This is a genomic window from Lentzea kristufekii, from assembly GCF_033949925.1.
GTDB lineage: Bacteria > Actinomycetota > Actinomycetes > Mycobacteriales > Pseudonocardiaceae > Lentzea > Lentzea kristufekii.
Window position 1 is genome coordinate 65,940 of sequence record NZ_JAXAVV010000034.1, and the last position, 20,611, is coordinate 86,550.

The 20,611-nt window shown below is 68.9% G+C and carries 22 protein-coding genes; 17 read left to right on the plus strand and 5 right to left on the minus strand.

Translation table 11 applies throughout. The features are described from left to right. Positions 1-110: 110 nt before the first annotated feature. Positions 111-1,172, plus strand: coding sequence for a hypothetical protein (locus SK571_RS41865; protein WP_319989682.1), 1,062 nt, complete (start codon positions 111-113; stop codon positions 1,170-1,172). Here the strand turns inward: SK571_RS41865 and SK571_RS41870 are convergent. Beyond that, positions 1,159-1,638, minus strand: a complete 480-nt coding sequence (locus tag SK571_RS41870; RefSeq protein WP_319989683.1) for a GNAT family N-acetyltransferase — start codon at positions 1,636-1,638, stop codon at positions 1,159-1,161. The two genes, SK571_RS41865 and SK571_RS41870, sit on opposite strands and share 14 nt — an antisense overlap. A gap of 64 nt (positions 1,639-1,702) precedes the next feature. On the opposite strand from SK571_RS41870, the gene SK571_RS41875 reads away from it, so the two are divergent. The 6 genes from SK571_RS41875 to SK571_RS41900 are packed head-to-tail and all read left to right on the plus strand — an operon-like array spanning position 1,703 to position 6,670. Beyond that, positions 1,703-2,224, plus strand: coding sequence for an LppU/SCO3897 family protein (locus SK571_RS41875; RefSeq protein WP_319989684.1), 522 nt, complete (start codon positions 1,703-1,705; stop codon positions 2,222-2,224). Continuing rightward, positions 2,221-2,778 (plus strand): YdeI/OmpD-associated family protein, encoded by a 558-nt coding sequence (locus tag SK571_RS41880; RefSeq protein ID WP_319989685.1) that lies wholly within the window; start codon positions 2,221-2,223, stop codon positions 2,776-2,778. Before SK571_RS41875 ends, SK571_RS41880 begins: the two co-directional genes overlap by 4 nt. Positions 2,779-2,783: 5 nt before the next feature. Next, positions 2,784-3,437, plus strand: a complete 654-nt coding sequence (locus SK571_RS41885; protein ID WP_319989686.1) for a hypothetical protein — start codon at positions 2,784-2,786, stop codon at positions 3,435-3,437. Positions 3,438-3,470: 33 nt separating this feature from the next. Then, positions 3,471-5,594 (plus strand): NAD-dependent DNA ligase LigA, encoded by a 2,124-nt coding sequence (gene ligA / locus SK571_RS41890; protein WP_319989687.1) that lies wholly within the window; start codon positions 3,471-3,473, stop codon positions 5,592-5,594. Further along, a complete protein-coding gene (locus SK571_RS41895; RefSeq protein ID WP_319989688.1) occupies positions 5,587-6,087 on the plus strand; it encodes a GNAT family N-acetyltransferase in 501 nt (166 codons plus the stop codon). Before ligA ends, SK571_RS41895 begins: the two co-directional genes overlap by 8 nt. A gap of 58 nt (positions 6,088-6,145) precedes the next feature. Beyond that, positions 6,146-6,670: a hypothetical protein gene (locus SK571_RS41900; protein ID WP_319989689.1), complete on the plus strand. Its 525-nt coding sequence runs from the start codon at positions 6,146-6,148 to the stop codon at positions 6,668-6,670. On the opposite strand, the gene SK571_RS41905 is transcribed toward SK571_RS41900, so the two are convergent. Beyond that, positions 6,659-7,075: an SWIM zinc finger family protein gene (locus SK571_RS41905; RefSeq protein ID WP_319989690.1), complete on the minus strand. Its 417-nt coding sequence runs from the start codon at positions 7,073-7,075 to the stop codon at positions 6,659-6,661. The genes SK571_RS41900 and SK571_RS41905 overlap by 12 nt on opposite strands. Positions 7,076-7,113: 38 nt before the next feature. On the opposite strand from SK571_RS41905, the gene SK571_RS41910 reads away from it, so the two are divergent. Then, complete coding sequence (locus SK571_RS41910) at positions 7,114-7,473, plus strand: GNAT family N-acetyltransferase (protein ID WP_319989691.1); 360 nt, start codon at positions 7,114-7,116, stop codon at positions 7,471-7,473. A gap of 71 nt (positions 7,474-7,544) precedes the next feature. Here SK571_RS41910 and SK571_RS41915 read toward each other — a convergent pair whose 3' ends face one another. Beyond that, positions 7,545-7,769, minus strand: a complete 225-nt coding sequence (locus tag SK571_RS41915; protein WP_266042273.1) for a hypothetical protein — start codon at positions 7,767-7,769, stop codon at positions 7,545-7,547. A 110-nt stretch (positions 7,770-7,879) separates the two neighbouring features. Here SK571_RS41915 and SK571_RS41920 point away from each other — a divergent pair, with 110 nt between their 5' ends. Continuing rightward, positions 7,880-9,535 (plus strand): DUF262 domain-containing protein, encoded by a 1,656-nt coding sequence (locus tag SK571_RS41920; protein ID WP_319989692.1) that lies wholly within the window; start codon positions 7,880-7,882, stop codon positions 9,533-9,535. On the opposite strand, the gene SK571_RS41925 is transcribed toward SK571_RS41920, so the two are convergent. After that, positions 9,536-9,661, minus strand: a complete 126-nt coding sequence (locus tag SK571_RS41925) for a hypothetical protein (protein ID WP_319989693.1) — start codon at positions 9,659-9,661, stop codon at positions 9,536-9,538. Positions 9,662-9,721: 60 nt separating this feature from the next. Between SK571_RS41925 and SK571_RS41930 the strand changes: the two genes are divergently transcribed. After that, the gene (locus SK571_RS41930) at positions 9,722-10,405 is read left to right on the plus strand and encodes a 3-keto-5-aminohexanoate cleavage protein (protein ID WP_319989694.1); all 684 of its coding nucleotides are present in this window, start codon (positions 9,722-9,724) and stop codon (positions 10,403-10,405) included. 13 nt (positions 10,406-10,418) lie between these two features. Here SK571_RS41930 and SK571_RS41935 read toward each other — a convergent pair whose 3' ends face one another. Beyond that, positions 10,419-11,072 (minus strand): ACT domain-containing protein, encoded by a 654-nt coding sequence (locus tag SK571_RS41935; protein WP_030479787.1) that lies wholly within the window; start codon positions 11,070-11,072, stop codon positions 10,419-10,421. A gap of 230 nt (positions 11,073-11,302) precedes the next feature. On the opposite strand from SK571_RS41935, the gene gatC reads away from it, so the two are divergent. From gatC to SK571_RS41970, 7 genes are all read left to right on the plus strand, one after another. Continuing rightward, positions 11,303-11,602 (plus strand): Asp-tRNA(Asn)/Glu-tRNA(Gln) amidotransferase subunit GatC, encoded by a 300-nt coding sequence (gatC, locus tag SK571_RS41940; RefSeq protein WP_030467875.1) that lies wholly within the window; start codon positions 11,303-11,305, stop codon positions 11,600-11,602. Continuing rightward, positions 11,599-13,083, plus strand: coding sequence for an Asp-tRNA(Asn)/Glu-tRNA(Gln) amidotransferase subunit GatA (gatA, locus tag SK571_RS41945; protein ID WP_319989695.1), 1,485 nt, complete (start codon positions 11,599-11,601; stop codon positions 13,081-13,083). Before gatC ends, gatA begins: the two co-directional genes overlap by 4 nt. Further along, a complete protein-coding gene (locus SK571_RS41950; RefSeq protein WP_307790108.1) occupies positions 13,080-13,277 on the plus strand; it encodes a hypothetical protein in 198 nt (65 codons plus the stop codon). Before gatA ends, SK571_RS41950 begins: the two co-directional genes overlap by 4 nt. Then, positions 13,274-14,776, plus strand: coding sequence for an Asp-tRNA(Asn)/Glu-tRNA(Gln) amidotransferase subunit GatB (gene gatB, locus SK571_RS41955; protein WP_319989696.1), 1,503 nt, complete (start codon positions 13,274-13,276; stop codon positions 14,774-14,776). Before SK571_RS41950 ends, gatB begins: the two co-directional genes overlap by 4 nt. Before the next feature lie 185 nt (positions 14,777-14,961). Further along, a complete protein-coding gene (locus tag SK571_RS41960) occupies positions 14,962-15,261 on the plus strand; it encodes a hypothetical protein (RefSeq protein ID WP_319989697.1) in 300 nt (99 codons plus the stop codon). A gap of 81 nt (positions 15,262-15,342) precedes the next feature. Then, positions 15,343-17,925, plus strand: coding sequence for a CHAT domain-containing protein (locus SK571_RS41965; RefSeq protein WP_319989698.1), 2,583 nt, complete (start codon positions 15,343-15,345; stop codon positions 17,923-17,925). 179 nt (positions 17,926-18,104) lie between these two features. Continuing rightward, the gene (locus SK571_RS41970; protein WP_319989699.1) at positions 18,105-20,588 is read left to right on the plus strand and encodes a M14 family zinc carboxypeptidase; all 2,484 of its coding nucleotides are present in this window, start codon (positions 18,105-18,107) and stop codon (positions 20,586-20,588) included. Positions 20,589-20,611 lie beyond the last annotated feature (23 nt).

A 20,611-nucleotide genomic window follows, 5' to 3' on the forward strand; every position in this document is an offset into this window, starting at 1 on the left:
GCCTGGGTGTCCAATTCGGACTTGTGCTCAGGCTCGCGCTGGTCCTCGTGTTGCTCATGTCTGGTACGGCACATGCCTTGCCGTCGGACGTGAGGTGCCGAGTTCCCGGCGTGCACGACGCGGACGTCATCCGCGCCGTGCACGCCGTTGGTCTTTCTCTGCGCGTGAGCGACAAGGTGATGCTCGCCGGGTTCGAGGCCGGGTGGGTCGAGTCGCACATGAACAACCTGTCGTGCGGTGACCGCGACTCGTTGGGCGTGTTCCAGCAGCGGCCGTCGATGGGCTGGGGGACACCCGAGCAGATCATGGACGTGTCCTACGCGGCGCGGCGGTTCTTCGAGCACGCGATGCGCGTGGACCGGCCGGAACTCTCCGCCGGGCTGCTCGCCGACGCGGTGCAGCGGTCCTGCTGCCCGGAGCGGTACGACCAGGCGGAGGCGCGTGCCGGGTCGATGCTGCGGCAGGCGTGGCAGGGCGGGCCCGAGGTCGTCGGCGGCGTCGTCCACGTGGTGGCGGACGGCGACGTCTGGGCCGGTCGCTCGCGGCTGAGCACCTCGGGTGACTTCGTCGGACGACCTTCGGTGGCCGGGCGCTCCGTGTACGCGCGGACGGCTCGGGGCGAGGTCCGAGCGCTGGCGGGAGGTGCCGCGCGGACGGTGGCCTCGGGTGTGGCCGGCGATCCCGAAGCGGTGGCTCGTCCTGACGGAACGGTGGACGTGTACGCCGTGCTGGCCGACGGCAGCGTCGCGAAAATGTCAGACCTGCCTGAGACGATTGGGATGGGGGGCGGATCCCCCCAGGGGGCCCGCCAGTCCGGATCGATTCCGAGCTGGCAGGCGTTGAGCCCGGCCGGCTTCGCGGCGGGCAAGCCGTCCGTCGTCGCTCACCCGGACGGGTCCGTGGCCGTCTACGTCAGGTCCGGCGACAAGCTGATGGCCAGTGCCGCCGGCGTGTGGCGCGAGATCGCCCAAGCCCTCGAAGCCTCACCCGAGGTGGTCCTCCGTCCAGACGGGACGGTCGGCGTCCACACCCTGATCGGCGGACGCCCGCACCGCCTCACCACCACCTGGGAACCGTTGGGCGAAGCCCGTTTCATCGACACCGTGTCCGCCCAGCCCGACGGCACGGTCTACGCGCGCACGGCCGAAGGCGACGTGCTCAAAGCCGGTTGAACGGCTCCGCGTACCGGAATGCGCCTGGAGGCACCTCCTCGAAGAGCCGGGCCTGGAAGTACGGCCCCCACTTGGGATCCGGCGGCGTGATCCCGAACTCCGAAGCGAGCCTGAAGCCGAACCGCGAGTAGTAGTCCGGCGAACCCAGCAGGATGACCGCGCGCTCGCCGCGAGCCTCGGCCGCGCCGAGAACCGCGTGCATCAACGCCGACCCGATGCCGGCGCGCTGATGCGAGGGATGCACGGCGATCGGCCCGAGCCCGAGAGCGGGCACCTCGCCGACGTACCCGCGCGTGCACACGACGTGGCCCAGAACGCCGTCCTCCACCAGCGACAACTCCGGGATCCAGCCCTCGTCCGCGCGCAACTGGTCGATCAGTGGAGCCTCCGGCCCGTCCTTGAACGCGAGGTTCGTGACGGTGCGGATGGCGTCGATGTCTGCGGGTGTCTCCCGCCGGATCAGCATGGGCCGCACTGTGGCCAAACGCGTCGCCGCGCGCCACTCAGTTTCCGCCCCCATAATCCGCAGCGTGGTCGTGAGACAGACCGTGATGGTGTGCGTACTTGCCGTGCTGGCCTATCTCGGCGTGTGGTGGGCGTTCAGCGGAACCGACGAACCCGCCCAGTCGGCGCCGGAGTCGATGTTCCTCACCGACTACTCCAAGGCGGAGAAAGGCATCTGCGTGAGGTTCAGCGGTCCCGGCGAGAACGACCAGGGCCTCACGATCATCGACTGCCGGGGTGACCGGGCCGCGTTGAAGGTCGGGACCGTCCTGGCCGAGACCAGCGGCAAATGCCCGCGCGGTGACTACAAGGTGTTGCGCGACACGAGGCACAACGCGGCGCTGTGCCTGCTGCCCAACGCCGAGCGGGGCGACTGCTTCGAACTCGACACCGACGACCTGCAGCGGTCCGTCGTGTCCAAGTTCGACTGCGCGGCGCCGCGGGTGAACGTGCAGGTCGTCGACATAGCTGACGAAAGTTGCCCCGAAGAGGCTGAACTCGGTGTTCCCTATGAGGACATGACGCTCTGCCTGAGGAGGGTGCGTTGATCGTCTTCGAGGGTCCCGCCGAGTTCGACGCCTGGCTGCACGAGAACGGCGCGAACGAGACCGAGCTGTGGCTCAAGTACGCGAAGAAGGGCTCGGGGATCAAGACGATCACCTATGGCGAGGCGCTGGACGTCGCCTTGTGTCACGGGTGGATCGATGGACTCACACGGTCCATCGACGAGACCTACTACTCGCAGCGCTGGACGCCGCGTACGGCGCGCAGCAAGTGGTCCAAGCGCAACTGCGCCAAGGTCGAGGAACTGATCGCCGCGGGCAAGATGCTGCCTGCGGGCCTGGCCGAGATCGAGAAGGCCAAAGCGGACGGACGCTGGGACGCGGCCTATGCGGGACCGGCGACGATCGAGGTGCCGGACGACCTCACCGAGGCGTTGAAGGCCAACCCCAAGGCAGCCGAGTTCTTCAAGACGCTCAACAGCCAGAACAGGTATGCCGTGCTGCTGCGCATCCACGACGCGAAGAGGCCGGAGACACGGCAGCGGCGCATCGCTCAGTTCGTTGAAATGCTGGCGGACGGACGAAAGCTCTACTCTTGAGAATCATGAAGTGGTTCCGCCGCCGCAAAGCCGAAGACGTCGCTCCCGCCCACCTGCCGAACGCCGAGGAAGCGGCGCAACGCTTCTGGCAACGGTGGTTCGAGCTGGTACCGGTGGTCAGCGCGGCGCTCGGTGACGGCGAGCCGCACCGCGTCGAGGACGAACTCAAGAACCTGGTGAGCGGGTTGCACCCGGACCTGGTGTTCTCGCTCGAACAGGGCCACATGGCCATGTACGCGCTGGTGATCACCGGTCAGGAAGACCCGAGGCTGCGCCCGTACACCGACGCGTGGATCAACGCCGCGCCGCCGTCGGACATGGTGTGGGAGTTCCACGACTCCGTGCCGCCGGTGCCGGACCCGACCGAGGTGATCGTGAACCTCGGCCAGGTGAGGATGCGGCTGGGCGACTACCGCGTGGTGGCCCAGGTGGACGGTGACGTCGTGGACGTCGCGGTCTACCACCCGGCGCTGGCCGGCCTGAGCGACCAGCACCGGCAGACGATGACGTTCCTGCCCCTGGACGTCACTCTGGGCGAGCGGCTGGCGGGGGAGCGGCTGCGGCGCGTGGAGACCGCGGAGCTGGAGCCGCAGGGCACGATCAGCCTGCTGGAGCTGCGTTCCCTGGTGCGCGAACTCGCCGGGCAGGCAGAGCGCTGAAAACTGTCGGACCTGGTCACTAAGCTGTGGAACGTGACCAGCGAGAGCCTTGAAGACGTCCCCGCAGAGGTGCGCGAGCGGCATGCCGTGCTTGCGGAAGAGGTGCGCTCGCACCAGTTCCGCTACTACGTGCTGGACGACCCGATCGTCACCGATGGTGAGTTCGACGCGATGCTCAAGCAGCTGGAGGCGCTGGAGGCCGAGCACCCCGGTCTCGCCACGCCCGAGTCGCCGACGCAGCTCGTCGGCGGCACGTTCTCGACCGAGTTCAAGGCGGTCGACCACCTGGAGCGCATGCTCAGCCTCGACAACGTCTTCGCCCAGGACGAGCTGACGGGCTGGTTCGAGCGCGTGCAGAAGGAGATCGGCTCCGGCACGCACTTCCTGTGCGAGCTGAAGATCGACGGCCTCGCGATCAACCTCCTCTACGAGAAGGGCCGGCTGACGCGGGCGCTCACCCGTGGCGACGGCCGCACCGGCGAGGACGTGACGCTGAACGTCCGCACGATCGCCGACGTGCCCGTGGTGCTGAAGGGTTCCGCCGAGTACCCGGTGCCCGACCTGGTCGAGGTGCGCGGCGAGGTCTTCTTCGCGGTCGATGACTTCCTGGCGCTCAACGCCTCGCTGGTCGAGCAGGGCAAGCCGCCGTTCGCGAACCCGCGCAACACCGCAGCCGGGTCGTTGCGGCAGAAGGACCCGAAGGTCACCGCCTCGCGCAAGCTGCGGATGATCTGCCACGGCATCGGCAAGACCCAGGGCTTCGAGGTCGCCCGCCAGTCGCTCGCCTACGAGGCGCTGAAGTCGTGGGGCCTGCCGGTCTCCTCGCACACCGAGGTGCTCACCGACCCGGCGGACGTGCGCAAGAAGGTCGAGTACTGGGGCGAGCACCGGCACGACGCGGTCCACGAGATCGACGGGCTGGTGGTCAAGGTCGACGAGGTGTCGCTGCAGCGGCGCCTGGGCACGACGTCGCGCGCCCCGAGGTGGGCCATCGCGTACAAGTACCCGCCGGAGGAGGCCACCACCACCCTGCTCGACATCCAGGTCCAGGTGGGCCGCACCGGCCGGGTGACGCCGTTCGCGGTGATGGAGCCGGTGAAGGTGGCGGGTTCCACGGTCGCGCGGGCGACGCTGCACAACGGGTCGGAGGTCAAGCGCAAGGGTGTGCTGATCGGCGACCGCATCGTCATCCGCAAGGCGGGTGACGTGATCCCCGAGGTGCTCGGCCCGGTGCTGGCCGCGCGCCCGGCCGACGCGCGCGAGTTCGAGATGCCGACGAGGTGTCCCGAGTGCAACTCTCGACTGCGCCCGATGAAGGAGGGCGACGTCGACATCCGCTGCCCCAACGCGGAGACGTGCCCCGGTCAGCTGCGCGAACGCCTGGCGTACCTGGCCTCCCGCGCCGCGCTCGACATCGAGGTGCTCGGCTACGAGGCGGCCGCGGCGATCACCGAGTCCACGATCTACACCGACGAGGCCGACCTGTTCGACCTCGACGCCGAGGCGTTGCGACAGGTCGAGCGCTTCACGACGAAGAACGGCGAGCTGTCCGCGAACGCGCTGAAGCTGATCGACAACCTGGAGGCGGCGAAGGAGCGTCCTCTGTGGAGGGTGCTCGTCGCGCTGTCGATCCGGCACGTCGGGCCGACGGCCGCCCGCGCGCTGGCCCAGCAGTTCGGCTCGATGGACGCGATCCTCGAGGCCGAGGAGGAGGCCCTCGCCGGTGCCGAGGGCGTGGGCCAGACCATCGCGACGGCCGTGGTCGAGTGGCGGGAGACGGAGTGGCGCCAGCGCGTCGTCGAGCGCTGGCGGGCCGCCGGCGTGCGAATGGAGGACGAGCGCGACGCGTCCATCGAGCGCAACCTCGAAGGCCTGTCCATCGTGGTCACCGGCTCGCTGACGGAGTACTCGCGCGACTCGGCCAAGGAGTCGATCCTCGCCCGCGGCGGCAAGGCGGCGGGCTCGGTCTCCAAGAAAACCGCTTTCGTGGTGGTCGGCGACTCGCCAGGATCCAAGTACGACAAGGCCATCTCGCTGAAGGTGCCGGTCCTCGACGAGGCGGGCTTCCGCGTCCTGCTGGAGCAGGGCCCCGACGCGGCGCGGGAGGTGGCCCTCCCGGTCGAAGAAGGCTCAGTGGAAGAAGGCGCAGATGGCTGATCTGATCATCCGCCCGGCGACGGAGGCCGACCTGCCGGCGGTCGGCTCCGTCACGCTCGAGGCCTACGTCGCCGACGGCGTCGTGGATGCCCACGACAGCTACGCGACCGTTCTCTCGGATGCCGAGTCCCGCTTCCGCGACGCGGAACTGCTCGTCGCCCAGGACGAGGCGGGCACCGTCCTGGGCTCGGTGACGGTGGTGCGCCCCGGCACGCCCTACGCGGAGATCTCCCGGCCGGGTGAGCTGGAGTTCCGCATGCTGGCGGTGTCGGCGGCGGCGCGCGGCCGCGGCGTCGGCGAGGCCCTGGTGCGGGCGGTGTTCGACAAGGCGCGTGCGGCGGGCGTGACCCACGTCGTGCTGTCGTCGTCGGAGAAGATGCTGGCGGCGCACCGGTTGTACGAGCGGTTGGGGTTCACGCGGTTACCGGAGCGCGACTGGACGCCGGTGCCGGGCGTGAACCTGGTGGCGTACGCGTACGGAACACCGATCTGAGCAACCCCGTTGGCGGCCGTGCGTCCACAGGACAGTCGCCGCGGATGGGGGTTCGCGAATGAGATCGGCCGTCCTGCTCGCGCCGGTGCTGCTGGCGGCCGCCTCGGCGGCACCGGCACACCTCCCGGCCGACGATCGCCGGCAGCTCGCGGACCTGACCCAGCGCTACCTCGAACGCCGGGCGGACAAGATCACCGTCCGCCCGCAGGAGCCGGGCTTCGGCGTGCCCACGACCGAGGCATTCGCAGCCCGGCTGCGCGTCGACGAGACCAAGCTGGCCGACCGTCGTGCGCGGTACGCCACGTTCACCCTCGGCGGCTACTCGCACGCGAAGGTCCGCACCGAGCTGACCCAGGTCGTGGTGGCCCAGGACGGCAGCGCCGTCGTCCACGTCCAGGAGGTGACCGAACTCCACTTCGGCAAGCCCGCCGGCGTCACGCACAGCACCTTCGGCACGGGCCACGTCCTGGTCTTCGACCGCACTCCCGCCGGCTGGGCGCTGGCGGCCGCGATGCACCCACCGGGTTCGGTGTGCAAGATTCCGCCGGAAACGCAGTTCTGCGGCATCCACTCAGAGCGATGACATGATCCGCGCCCGCAGCTCGGGGTCACCCGCCGCCTGCTCGTACAGCAGTTCCCGCAGCACCTCGGGCGGCAAGGTTCTCAGCACGTCCTTGAGTTCCACGTCCTCGGCGTCCGGCGGCGGCACCGTCTCGCCCCGGTCCAGCAACACCAGCCCGACGGCCACGCAATGCTTGCAGAAGAACCCCTCGGACCCGTGCGGACAACTGCACGCCCCCACCAGATGAGTCCCCGACCACGACAGTTCCACCGCGTACGCGTCCTCGTCACCACCCCGCACCCGCGCCGCCACGTGACGGCTGTGCACCCGCAGGGACAGCACAGCTTCGCGGTAGGTCAGGCCGCGCCAGTACGACTTGGTACCCGCGCGGTGCAGCAGCAGCTCGGTGGTGAGGGTCGTCGACACGGGGGTCATCCAACCGGGTGACCGCAGAAAGGATCAACATGATCGCGATCGGCCCACTCGAACCTGCGGACCGAGCCAGGTGGCAGGAGCTCTTCGAGGGCTACAACACCTTCTACGAACGCACGCTGCCAGCGGAGATCTACGACGAGAAGTGGGAAGCGTTCCAGGCGAACAAGAACATCCACGCCCTATGCGCCCGCGTCGACGGCGCCCTGGCGGGCATCACGCACTTCTTCAAGCACCCCAGCACGTCCGGCCCGGACGTCTGCTACCTGCAGGACCTCTTCACCACCCCCGAGGCGCGCGGCCGAGGAGTCGGCCGCGCGCTCGTCGAGGCGGTGACGGAATGGGCGAAGCAGCAGGACTGCTGCCGCGTCTACTGGCACACCAGCGAGTAAAACGAGACCGCCCGCGGGCTCTACGACCAGATCGCGGAGAAGACGCCGTTCGTCCACTACCGAATCGTGCTCTAACGAGCCGTCGTCTCCAGGTCGAGCAACGTCACGGCCGCGCGGAAGTACTTGTTGGTGCCCAGGTCACGAACGGTCTTGATGTTGAACGCGGCCTTCAGCTTCTCCGCGTCACCGGCGCTCACGCCCTGCAGCGCGTCGACGGGGGCGTCCAGGATCTCGGTGAGCGGGAGGTTCTCGTAGGCCTTGTCGAGGAGCATGTCGAGGTTCACCGTGATGGCCATGATCTTCATACCTCCGGGAAGTGGGGGTGGGTGATCAAGGCCGATTCTGGTGTGAGTCCGGCGATCCCGCAGATCGTAACGACGATCGTCGCCCGCTCGATGAGGCGGTCATGCACAAGCTCGAAGCCCACGAGGTGCCACTGCACAGGGTGTTCGGCAGCGACTACGACTTCCGGATTCCCGACTACCAGCGGCCCTACGCGTGGGAGGCAGAGCAGGCGCTTCAGTTGCTCGACGACCTGGTCGAAGCGGTCGACAGCGACGAGCCGTACTTCCTCGGGTCGATGGTCCTCGTCAAGACCGACGGCAAAGCCGACTCCGAGGTGATCGACGGCCAGCAGCGGCTCACGACGCTCACGATCCTGCTCGCGATCGTCCGCGATCTCGCCGCACCGGGAGGCATCCGCGACTCGCTCGGCAAGATGATCGTCGAGCAGGGCGACGAGCTGCTCGGGCTCAAGGCGAAACCGCGGCTTGCGCTCAGGGACCGGGATCAGGCCTTCTTCCGTTCGTACGTGCAGGAGCCCGGTCGCATCGAAGAGCTGGTCGCGCTCGGTGACGGAGTGCTGAAGACCGACGCGCAGAAGGCGATTCGCGACAACGCCAAGGCGTTGCGGGCCGCTCTCGCCGAACTGGGCGAGGAAGCGAGGCTCCGGCTGGTCAAGATGATCAGCGCGCAGACGTTCCTCGTGGTCGTCAGCACGCCGAACCTGGCCAGTGCGCACCGGATCTTCAGCGTGATGAACGCCAGGGGCCTCGACCTCTCACCGGCGGACATCTTCAAGTCGAAGGTCATCGGCGAGCTCGACGACGAGTACGCCAGGAAGTGGGACGAGGCCGAGGAGAGGCTCGGCAGGAACGACTTCGCCGACCTGTTCCTGTACATCCGGATGATCTTCGCCAAGGAACGCGCCAAGCAGGACCTCATGACCGAGTTCCCGAAGCAGGTGCTGAACCAGTACCTGTCGGGCCGGCAGGCAGAGTTCGTCGACGACGTGCTGGTGCCCTACGCCGAGGCGTACGAACAGATCCGTGACTTCGGGTACGAGTCGACGGTCAAGGCCGAACAGATCAACTCGTGGTTCCGGCGCCTCGCCCAGATCGACAACAGCGACTGGTTGCCGCCCGCGCTCTGGGCCGTGCGCCACCACGGTGACGACCCGGCCTGGCTGGACGGGTTCCTCGGCAAGCTGGAGCGGCTCGCCGCCAGCATGTTCATCCGTCGCATCTACACGACGCCCCGGGTGATCAGGTACTCCAATCTGCTGCGGGACCTCGCGGCCGGGCGCGGGCTGGACTCCCCGGCGTTCGACCTCGACGCCGACGAACGCGCCGAAACCGTGCGGCAGCTCGACGGCGCGCTCTACCTCGTCCAGAAGACGCGCAGGTACGTGCTGCTCAGGCTCGACGAGATGCTGGCCGGAGATCCTGGTGCCGTCTACAGGTTCCCGGTCATCACGGTGGAGCACGTCCTGCCGCAGAACCCGAAGGAGGGCTCGGTGTGGCTGAGTGACTTCTCCGCGGAGGAACGCGTCACCTGGACCCATCGGCTCGCGAACCTCGTGCTGCTCAACAGGTGGAAGAACGCCCAGGTCGGCAACAAGGACTTCGCCACCAAGAAGGTCAAGTACTTCCTGAGCAGCAAGGGCGTGGCCGCGTTCGCGCTGACCAGCCAGGTGATCGCGCAGCCCGAGTGGACGCCCGCGGTGCTGGAGACCCGGCAGAAGGAGTTGCTGCGCACGCTCGCCGAGGGCTGGGAGCTGTGATCAGGGCTTTCGGCGCTTGAGCGCGACCACGATCACCACCGCCACCGCGAGCACACCGGCCACACCCAGCGCCAGATCGCCGATCGCCAAGCCGTTCTCCTGGGCCAACACCAGGGCCAGTCGCATGAGGTCAACCTAGCCCTTGGAGCAACGCCGCGACGAGGATTGTGTGGGACCGTATGAGGTGTGCTGCAAGCCTGTCTGAACGGCTCCCGCACAGCCGAGGAGCACCCGGCCCTGCCGTTGTCCGCGGAACGCCTCGCCGAGGACGCGGCTGACGTCGCCGCGCTCGGCGTCACGTCGGTGCACATCCATCCGCGGGACGTCATCGGCGCGCTCACGCTCGTCGGGCCCGAGGTGGCCACGACGATCGCGACCGTCCGCGCCGCCGTGCCCGGCATCGAGATCAGCGTGTCCACCGACGTGCCCGGCCACCGCGGCGCGCTGATCGGCAGCTGGGCGCCGCTCGCGGCGGGCCGTCCGGACATCGCCAGCGTGCACGTCGGCCGGCCCGGCTGGCGCGACCTCGCCGAGGCCCTGCACCGGGTCAACGTCGAGGTCGAGCTCGTCGTGGCGTCGCCCGGCCTGCTGACGGACCTGCCGGACGGCGTCAGCCGGATCACGGTGACCGCGACGCGCGAGACGGCGGAAAGCCTGCTCGGCGAGGTGGAACCGCTCGGCCTGCCGGTCCTGCTGCACGGCAGGGACGCCGATGCCTGGTCCGTCCTCGACTACGCCGCGCTGCTCGAACACCACGTGCGCATGGGACTGGAGGACACGCTGCACCTGCCCGACGGCCGCCCGGCGAAGAACAACGCCGAACTGGTGGCGCTGGCGCGCAGACGCCAGCGGTCCAGGGCTCCCAGCTAGCCGGGGAGCACCGCTAGTCGGGGAGCACCACCGCGACGATGCCGGCCAGGTGCGCGAGTCTTGCCACCTCGGCCGCGCGGAACATCGGACCACCCGGCCTGCCGACCACGAGCACGCGGTCCGGCTTGCCCAGCGGCGTCGCGGCGAGTTCGGTGCCCAGCTCGCGCCAGGTCTCCGGCACCCACTCCTCCTCGCCGTCGAGCACGGTCGCGCGCTCCAGCGGGAACCACGGCACGTCCGCCATCCGCGTCTCCGGGGCGGCCGACGACGCGGTCAGGCGGTTGATGCCGGTGCCCTCGGGACCGACGACGACGGCCCAGCCGGCGCGGATGATCTTCGGGACGCCCTCGGTGAAGATCTCGAGGCCCTTCTTGGGCTCCTCGGCGATCTCCTCCACGAGCTCCAGCTCGCGATGGGTGTCCAGGATGCCCGCGTAGGGGCGCACCGCGTCGACCTCGACGCCCTCGATCGACTCGGCGGCGGTGATCAGGGTGTCCGGCAGGCGGCCGGACGGGAGCTCCACCACGAGGTCGTCGATGGCGATGCCGGAACCGCGTTCCACCACGTCGACGCTGAGTATGTCCGCCCCGATCTCGCCCAAAGCCGTTGCGACCGCGCCGAGGGTGCCGGGACGGTCCGGGAGCTGGACCCGGATCAGGAACGACAAGGTGAACGCCTCCATAGCTCGTGCGAGAGACCCCGCGCCTCGCGCCGTTGCCGGTCGGTGATTCTCGCAGACGCATCGTCAACGCATGACCTGCTGTCCGCGTTGCGGATCGGTTAAGTTGACGTGCCGGTCAACCGCAGAGGCGGTAACCCGTTCGAAGGCGCGCCTGACCAGCCCATAGACTCACGGGGTTCCCGATTCGTATCCCGACCCTACGGGGGTTGACAGGAGTGCCCAGCATCTCCCGCGACGAGGTCGCGCACCTGGCGAAGCTCGCCAGGCTGGCTGTTACCGAGGACGAGCTCGACTTGTTCGCCGGACAGCTCGACGTGATCCTCCAGTCGGTGGCCTCGGTTGGCGACATCGCCACTGCCGACATCCCGCCGACGTCGCACGCCGTTCCGCTGACCAACGTCTTCCGCGAGGACGTGGTCCGTCCGAGCCTCGGTCAGCAGCAGGCGCTCTCCGGCGCTCCTGAGGCCGAGGACGGCCGGTTCCGCGTGCCCCGCATCCTGGGTGAGGAAGCATGACCAACGACCTGATCCACGCGACCGCGGCCGAACTCGCCGCGAAGATCCACAGCGGCGAGATCTCCAGCGTCGAGGTCACCCAGGCCCACCTCGACCGCATCGCCGAGACCGACGGGAAGGTCCACGCCTTCCTGCACGTCGACACCGAGGGCGCGCTCGCGCAGGCCCGCAGGGTCGACGAGGCCGTCAAGGCGGGTGAGCAGGTCTCGCCGCTCGCCGGTGTGCCGTTGGCGCTCAAGGACGTCATGACGACCGAGGGTGTGCCGACCACGGTCGGTTCCAAGATCCTCGAAGGCTGGATCCCGCCCTACGACGCCACGGTGACGCGCAAGCTCAAGGAAGCCGGCGTCGTCATCCTCGGCAAGACGAACATGGACGAGTTCGCCATGGGTTCGTCCACCGAGAACTCGGCGTACGGCCCCACGCACAACCCGTGGGACCTCGACCGCATCCCCGGCGGCTCCGGCGGTGGCTCGTCCGCCGCGCTGGCCGCCCTGCAGGCGCCGCTCGCGATCGGCACCGACACCGGTGGCTCGATCCGCCAGCCCGGCGCCGTCACCGGCACCGTCGGCGTGAAGCCCACCTACGGCGGTGTCTCCCGCTACGGCCTCGTCGCGTTCTCCAGCTCTCTGGACCAGGCCGGTCCGTGTGCGCGCACGGTGCTCGACGCCGCGTTGCTGCACGAGGTCATCGCGGGCTACGACCACATGGACTCCACGTCCATCAACGCGCCCGTGCCGCCGGTCGTCGCCGCTGCCCGCGAGGGTCTGAGCGGTGACCTGTCCGGTCTGCGCATCGGTGTCGTCACGCAGTTCACCGGCGAGGGCTACCAGCAGGGCGTGCTGCGCAGCTTCGAGGCCGCCGTGTCGCAGCTCAAGGAGCTGGGCGCGGAGATCGCGGACGTGTCGTGCCCGAGCTTCGACTACGCGCTGCCCGCGTACTACCTCATCGCGCCGAGCGAGTGCTCGTCGAACCTCGCCCGGTTCGACGCCATGCGCTACGGCCTGCGCGTCGGCGACGACGGCACGCGCAGCACCGAGGAGGTCATGTCGCTGACCCGCGAGGCCGGTTTCGGCCCGGAGGTCAAGCGCCGCATCATGATCGGCACGTACGCGCTGTCGTCCGGCTACTACGACGCGTACTACGGCTCGGCCCAGAAGGTCCGCACGCTGATCACGCAGGACTTCGCGAAGGCGTTCGAGAACTTCGACGTGCTCATCTCGCCGACCACGCCGACCACGGCGTTCAAGATCGGTGAGCGCGCGAACGACCCGATGGCCATGTACAAGGCCGACCTCTGCACCATCCCGGCGAACCTCGCGGGCACGCCGGCCATGAGCGTGCCGAGCGGTCTGTCCGATGAGGACGGTATGCCGGTCGGCCTGCAGATCATGGCCCCGGCGCTGCAGGACCACCGCATGTACCGGGTGGCCGCGGCCTACGAGGCGGCGCGTGGCGCGTTCGGGGGTCCGTCGCTGTGAACATCAAGAAGGCAAGGGGTCTCCTCGGCCTCGCGGGTGCCGTAGCCGGTGCCGCCGGTGCGTTCTCGGGCTTCCGGAACGCACGGGCCAAGAACGACAAGCTGGCCCTGGCGAACGCGATCGCCAGCATCGCCGTGGCGATCACCGGTGCGGCGCTGGCCGTTCGTGCTCTGCGGAAGGACGACCTGGCATGACCTCTCTGGTTGAGCTGATGGACTACGACGAGGTCATCGAGAAGTACGACCCCGTCCTGGGCCTGGAAGTGCACGTCGAGCTGCACACCAACACGAAGATGTTCTGCGGCTGCGCCAACGCCTTCGGCGGCGAGCCGAACACGAACACCTGCCCCACGTGCCTGGGCCTCCCGGGTTCGCTGCCGGTGGTGAACGGCAAGGCCGTCGAGTCGGCGATGCGCATCGGCCTCGCGCTGAACTGCGAGATCGCCGAGTGGTGCCGGTTCGCGCGGAAGAACTACTTCTACCCGGACATGCCGAAGAACTTCCAGACGTCGCAGTACGACGAGCCGATCGCGTTCAACGGCTGGCTCGACGTGACGCTGGACGACGGCGAGGTCATCCGGGTCGAGATCGAGCGCGCGCACATGGAGGAGGACACGGGCAAGTCGCTGCACGTCGGCGGCGCCACCGGTCGCATCCACGGCGCCGAGCACTCGCTGCTCGACTACAACCGCGCCGGCGTGCCGCTGATCGAGATCGTCACGAAGATGATCCCGGGCACCAAGGAGCGCGCGCCCGAGGTCGCCCGTGCGTACGTCACGGCGCTGCGCGACCTGCTCAAGGCGCTCGACGTGTCCGACGTCCGCATGGACCAGGGCTCGCTGCGCTGCGACGCGAACGTCTCCCTGTCGCCGAAGACCACCGGCGCCCTGGGCACCCGCACCGAGACCAAGAACGTCAACTCGCTGCGCAGCGTCGAACGCGCCGTCCGCTTCGAGATGACGCGCCAGGCCGCGGTGCTCGAGTCCGGCGGCGAGGTCATCCAGGAGACCCGTCACTTCGACGAGTCGTCGGGCACGACGTCACCGGGCCGCAAGAAGGAGACGGCGGAGGACTACCGCTACTTCCCGGAGCCCGACCTGGTCCCGATCGCGCCGTCGCGCGAGTGGGTCGAGGAGCTGCGCCTCACCCTGCCCGAGCTCCCCTGGGAACGCCGCGCGCGCATCCAGAAGGACTGGAACCTCACCGACGAGGTCCTCCGCGACCTGGTCAACGCCAACGCGCTGGACGTCATCATCGCCACCGTCGAGGCGGGCGCGAAGCCGGACGAGGCCCGCTCCTGGTGGGTGTCGTACCTCGCGCAGCAGGCCAACTCGAAGGGCATCGAGGTCACCGACCTCGCCATCACCCCCGCCCAGGTGGCGAAGGTGATCGAGCTGGTGAACGCGGGCACGCTGACGAACAAGCTCGCCCGCGAGGTCGTCAACGGCGTCCTGGAGGGCGAAGGCTCCCCGGAAGACGTCATCGAGAAGCGCGGCCTCAAGGTCGTCTCGGACGACTCGGCCCTGGAGAAGGCCGTCGACGAGGCCCTCGCGGCCCAGCCCGACGTCGCGCAGAAGATCCGCGACGGCAAGGTCCAGGCGGCCGGCGCCATCGTCGGCGCGGTCATGAAGGCCACCAAGGGCCAGGCGGACGCCGCGCGCGTGCGCGAGATCGTGCTCGCACGCTGCTCCTAGATACACATTTGCCAGAAAAATCACAAAGGGTCACCTGTTCGTGCAGGTGGCCCTTTGTGATCTTAGGCCGTCTGAGTGGCTGTTAGCTAAATGAGACGTATGTCTGTAGCCGTGTGTGCGAGTCTCTCCGTGCAACTCATCTGGGGGGATGAGAAGTAAATAGTCCAAACGAGGGGGGAATCCTCATGACTGTTCAGCGCGAGAACTTCGACGTGGCCGCGACCGAGGTCGTTCAGGAAGCCGAGTCCGTGCTCGAGGGCACGCCGGTGGTCGAGCCGGACCCGATTCCGGCGCCGCCGACCGAGGTGCCGAACCCGGACAAGAAGGAAGACCCCGAAGTCACGCCGATGTGCTGTGGCGGCGGGCCGGGTCACATGTTCAAGCGTCGCAGTTTGGTCACCGAGGGCACCGTGGACTCCGGCGGCGACGTCGAGCACGACCCGACGTGCGTGAACCACCCGGACAACAAGGCCGTGGTCCAGTAACGCAGAGTGTCCTGCCCGCTGCCCAGGCCAGTGCCTGGTTGGCGGGCAGCGGCGCGTCGACTCGTGTGGTGTGATGATCACATGCCCGCTCGTGCCTTGGAGAGAGCGCGCGAGTTGTACCTGAGAGGGTGGAACGAGCAGGCGAAGTTCCGCTTCCCGGCCGCCATCAAACTTCTCAAGCGTGCACTCGCGCACGCCGATCGCTCGGACCCGACACCGGAACGAACCGAGGTCCGGGTCAGGATCCTCTTCACCCTGGGCTTGTGCGTCGGTGAAACCAGCGGCATGGACGCCGCACGACAGGTCTTCGATTCGGCACGGCGCGAGATCACCACCCTGCTCGATCCGAAGCTGCGCGATCAGCTCAACGGCAGCGTGGACAGCAATCAGGGCCTGATGGTCATGCGCATGGGACAGCCGGACCAGGCGGTCGAGTGGTTCAGCCGATACATCAACTTCGCCGAGCGGGAGATGGCTGCCGCGCCCGAGAGCGTGGACGCGGGTTTCGCGCAACGGTTGATGTCCTCCTTGCTCAACAGGGGTTTTGCGATGGCCGCCGTGCGCAAGCGGGCGCCGGCCATCGCCGATCTCGAGCGGGTGCTCGCCCTGTCGAGGGAGCACGACCAACCGCAGTGGAAGCCGTTCGCCGCTCACGCTCTCGGCAACGTCTACAAGCAGAGCGGTGAGCTGGCAGAGGCGTTGAGGCGGTACGAGGAGGCAGAGCGGATCTTCCGCGCCGACGACCAGCCCGCACTGCTCGCTCGGCTCCAGCTGGACCAGGCCGAGGCCATGCTCATGATCGGACTGTCCGATGAGGCCGGTAAGCACCTCGACGAGGCACTTCCGGTCATGCGCAAGGAGAAGTTCGGCCAGGAGATCGCCGAGGTCGAGATGTTCCGCGCGTCGGCGGCGTTGCTGGACGACCAGCTGGACCTGGCGCGCCGCATGGCGAAGCGGTCCGAACGCAAGCTGATCCGTCGCGGCAGCACGTGGTGGATGATGGCCGGCCTGATCGAGCTGTGGGCGCACGGCCGGCACGCCATGCACACCAGGCGGATCTCGAACGCCCTGGTGCAGAAGGCGTTGACGTTGTCCGCTGAGCTGTCGGCCAACCACCTCGTGGACGAGTCACGGCTGGCGCTGCTCCTCGCGGCACGGCTGGAGATTCGCCGCGGAAGGCTGGCGGACGCCGAAGAGCTGCTGAAGAAGGTGCCAGGTCCGCGTGCGGTCACGCCGCTCGACCACCGCATGCAGCGCCGGCTGGTGCTGGCCGAACTCGCGCTGGCCAAGGGAAGCCGCCGTGCCGCGCTGATGCACGCGCGCCAGGCGTTCGACGAGCTCGGCCGGGTGCGTGATCAGCTCGGCGGCCTGGAGCTCGTGTCCGCCACGGCGGTGCACGGCAGGGAGCTGAGCGAGCTCGCGATCAAGCTCGCGCTGGAGGACGCGGACGCGCGCCGGCTCTTCGCCTGGCTGGAACGCACGCGTGCGCAGACCTACCGGTACGAACCGCTGGAGGCGACCGACAACAACGAGGTCGCCGAGCGGATCACCGAGGTGCGCAACCTCAGCTGGGCGATCCTGCGGCACGGCCTGTCCGGCCAGCCGACCGCGGAGTTGCGCGGCAAGCTCGTGAAGGCGCAGCGCGAGGCGAACCGGCTCGGCTGGCACTCGCAGCGGTGGGGCAAGCCCCGGCCGGTCGCCGGCATCGCCGAGGTGATCGCGGAACTCGGGCAACGAGCCATGGTCAGCTACGTCGTGTCCGGCGGGGAGATGGCCGCTGTCGTCGTCGCCGGTGGCCGCGTCAGCCTCGTGCGGCTCGGTGACGCGGCCGAGGCGCTGGAGAGCGCCCAGAAACTGCACTTCGACCTCAACGCCCTCGCGCCCGACCACCTGCCGCCACCGTTGGTCCAGGTCATCGGCGCATCAGCGCACAAGCAGGCCGACCGCCTCGACGCCTTGCTGATCAAACCGCTCACGCACCTCATCGGTGACCGCGAGCTCGTCATGGTGCCGACCGGCGAGCTGTACGCGGTGCCGTGGGGTGTGCTGCCGAGCCTGCACGGACGTCCGGTCGCCACGGCGCCCTCGGCCACGGCCTGGCTCGCCGCGGCGCAGGCCGGCAAGCCGAAGACCGACCGCGTGCTGGTGGTGCAGGGGCCGGGGCTCCTCTTCGGGCACGGCGAGGTGGACAAGCTGGCGACCTATCACGCCAACGCCACGATGCTCTCCGGAGACACCGCCACCGCCGCCGAGGTCATGGCGCATCTGGACGGGGCCGACCTCGTGCACGTCGCCGCCCATGGCGAGCACGAGATCGAGAACGCGCTGTTCTCCCGGCTCGAACTGTTCGACGGGCCGTTGTTCGCGCACGAGCTGGGCCGGCTGAGGAACCCGCCGGCACACGTGGTGCTTGCGGCGTGCGAGCTGGCGTTGAACCGCATCAGGCCTGGTGACGAGGCGTTGGGCTTCGCCGGCGCGATGCTGGCGGGTGGGACGCGGACCGTGGTCGCGGCGGCCAGCAAGGTCGGGGACGAGGCCAGTGCCGCGGCGATGGCCGACTACCACCGGGCGCTGGTGGCCGGGGCCGCGCCGGCGGTGGCGCTGGCCGAGGCGATGGCGAAGGACCCGTTCCGCAGGCCGTTCCTCTGCCTGGGGTCGGGCTAGGCCGATCGAGTGGTCGTCCGGCGGGAAGCCGCTGGTCAGCGGTGACTTCCACGCTGGCTGCGAAGGTGCTTGGTGAACTTCTCTCGTCGTTGTGCCATCTTGGACTGGACCGAGGGGAAGCCAATGGCCCGCCTATCGGCTCTAGTCGATAGGCGGGCCGTTGTGCGAGAAACGACCGCATGCGCAGAACTCTGCTCGCTGTTCTCCTTGCCGCCGCCGCGGTGATAGCGGCACCCACAACCGGAACAGCGCAACCGTCGAGTCCAGACCGAGAGCCGGGCAACGGGCCTGAGCGCAACGAAGTCGCCACGCTGGACAACGCTTTCCAGGCGCAGTCCGTGCTGGCCCAGGGGGAGAACCAGGCCGACAGGCACCAGGGTTACCCGCGCCGGACGACGCTGCGGACGTACCCGGAGAACACGGCCGACAAGTCCATCAAGCTCGGCCTCGCGCCGTACCACTCGCTCGCGCCGAAGCTGAACGCGTTGCAGCAGAAGAGCAACAGGGTCTCCGTCGAGGTCGTCGGCCAGTCGGGGCTCGGCCGCGACCTGTACCTCGTGACGCTGACGGCGCCGGAGAGCGCGACGGAGACGCGGATCCAGGAACGGTTCCGCGCCACCGTCGAGGAAGGCCGCAACGTTCCGGCGGGGCTGTACAAGGCGCCGATCTGGATCAACAACAACATCCACGGCGACGAGTGGGAGGGCACCGACGGCGCGTTGCGCGTCATCGAGCACCTCGCCACGAGCAACGACGCGGACACCAAGAAGCTGTTGCAGCGCAGCAGGATCTACTTCAACCTCACGGCGAACCCGGACGGTCGCGTGGCCGGCACGCGCGCCAACAGCGCCGGCTTCGACCTCAACCGCGACTTCGTCACCAGCTCCCAGCCCGAGAACCGGGCGATGCAGGACGTCGTGGAGCGCACCCAGCCGTTGATGATGCTGGACGAGCACGGCTATGTGGCGAACACGCTGATCGAGCCGACCACGCCGCCGCACGGCCAGAACTACGACTTCGACCTGTACATCAAGCACGGCTACGCCAACGGCCTGCTGATGGAGAAGGCCGTGCAGGCGCTCGGGCATCCCGAGGCGGCGAAGCCGGAGATCCCGTTCCGCGACTACCCCGTCGGCGAGTGGGACGGCTGGGCGCCGATCTACACCGCCCAGTACGCGATGTACCACGGTGCCGTGTCGTACACGATCGAGATCCCGATGCGCGTCAACCGCGGTGACTACGACGCCCTGCCGGCGGCGGAGCTGCAGCGCCGTTCGAAGATCAACACCGACGTCGTCGAGGCCACCATCAAGACCACGCTCGACTACGTGGACGACAACCGGCGCAGCCTGATCGAGAACCAGACGGAGATGTTCCGCCGCGGCGCCGCCGGTGAGAAGCAGCGGTACATCCCGGACGGCTTCGTGCCCGGCTTCGGACCGGAAGACCGCTTCAGCACGGAGTTCCCGCGGGCTTACGTGATCACGAACGACCGGTCCGCACCCGCCGCCGCACGGCTCGTCGACCAGCTCGTCCGGCACGACGTCCGGGTCGAACGCGCGGAGAGGTCGTTCACGCTGGGCGGCAAGCGCTACCCGGCCGGGTCGTACGTCGTGGACATGCACCAGCCCAAGCGCGGCCTCGCGAACGTGATGCTGGAGCAGGGCAGCGACATCTCCGACAAGGCGCCGGTCATGTACGACATCTCCGGCTGGAGCCACCGCCTGCTGTGGGGTGCGTCGGTCGACGTCCTCAAGAGCGGCCAGTTCCGCTTCGACGGCAAGCCCGTCACCGCGGCCTCGCCGACCGGTGCCGTCGACGCCGCGCCGGGCGCCGACCTCGCCCTCACCCTGACCGACCAGAAGGACGTCAGCGCGGCCAACGACCTGCTGTCGCGCGGCCTCGAACTGCGCCGCCGGGACGACGGCACCATCGTCGTCCCGGCACGGGAGAGGGCCGCCGCCCAGGAGGTCGCCGACCGCTACGGCGTGCGCTTCACCACCGCCAAGGCCGGTGGCGAGGCGTTGCAGCGCAAGGTGATCGCGGCCGCCGTCTCCGCCGACGAACTGCAGGTGCTGCGCGAGTCCGGGTTCGACGTCCGCACGATCTCCACGGCGGTGCTGAACGCGGGCTTCGACTGGTCGCGGATCGACGCGCTGTACGTGGGCGCGGGCCTCAACTACACCCAGCTCAACGCCACAGCGAAGGCCGCGCTCGACGAGTTCCTCAAGCGCGGCGGTGTGGTCACGCGCGGTGCGACGGGCAGCAGGTTCAACGCCGACGCCAAGCTCCTTCAGGCCACCCCGGTCGCCGGCTGGGAGGACGCCAACGGCGTGGTGAACGTCGTCAACGGCACCGGCCCGGTCGGTACCAATGCGTTGCCGCACTCGTTCGTCTACTCCCCGCAGTGGTTCACGAACCTCGGCACGGGCGTGACGGTCGAACAGCGCTACGGCAGCACGGTGATCGCCGCGGGCCATTGGCACGCGCGGGACAACGGCACCGGCGGCCAGGACGCGGCAGCGGGTCAGGCTGCGGTCGTGTCCGGTACGGCGGCGAACGGCGCGAAGGTGGTGTTGTTCGGCACCGAGCCGATGTTCCGCAACCACCCGAAGGGCCTGTACGCGCAGGTCGCGCGCGCTCTGTTCTGGAGCGCCAGCTAAAAACCAAGGGGGCGGGGAAGGCC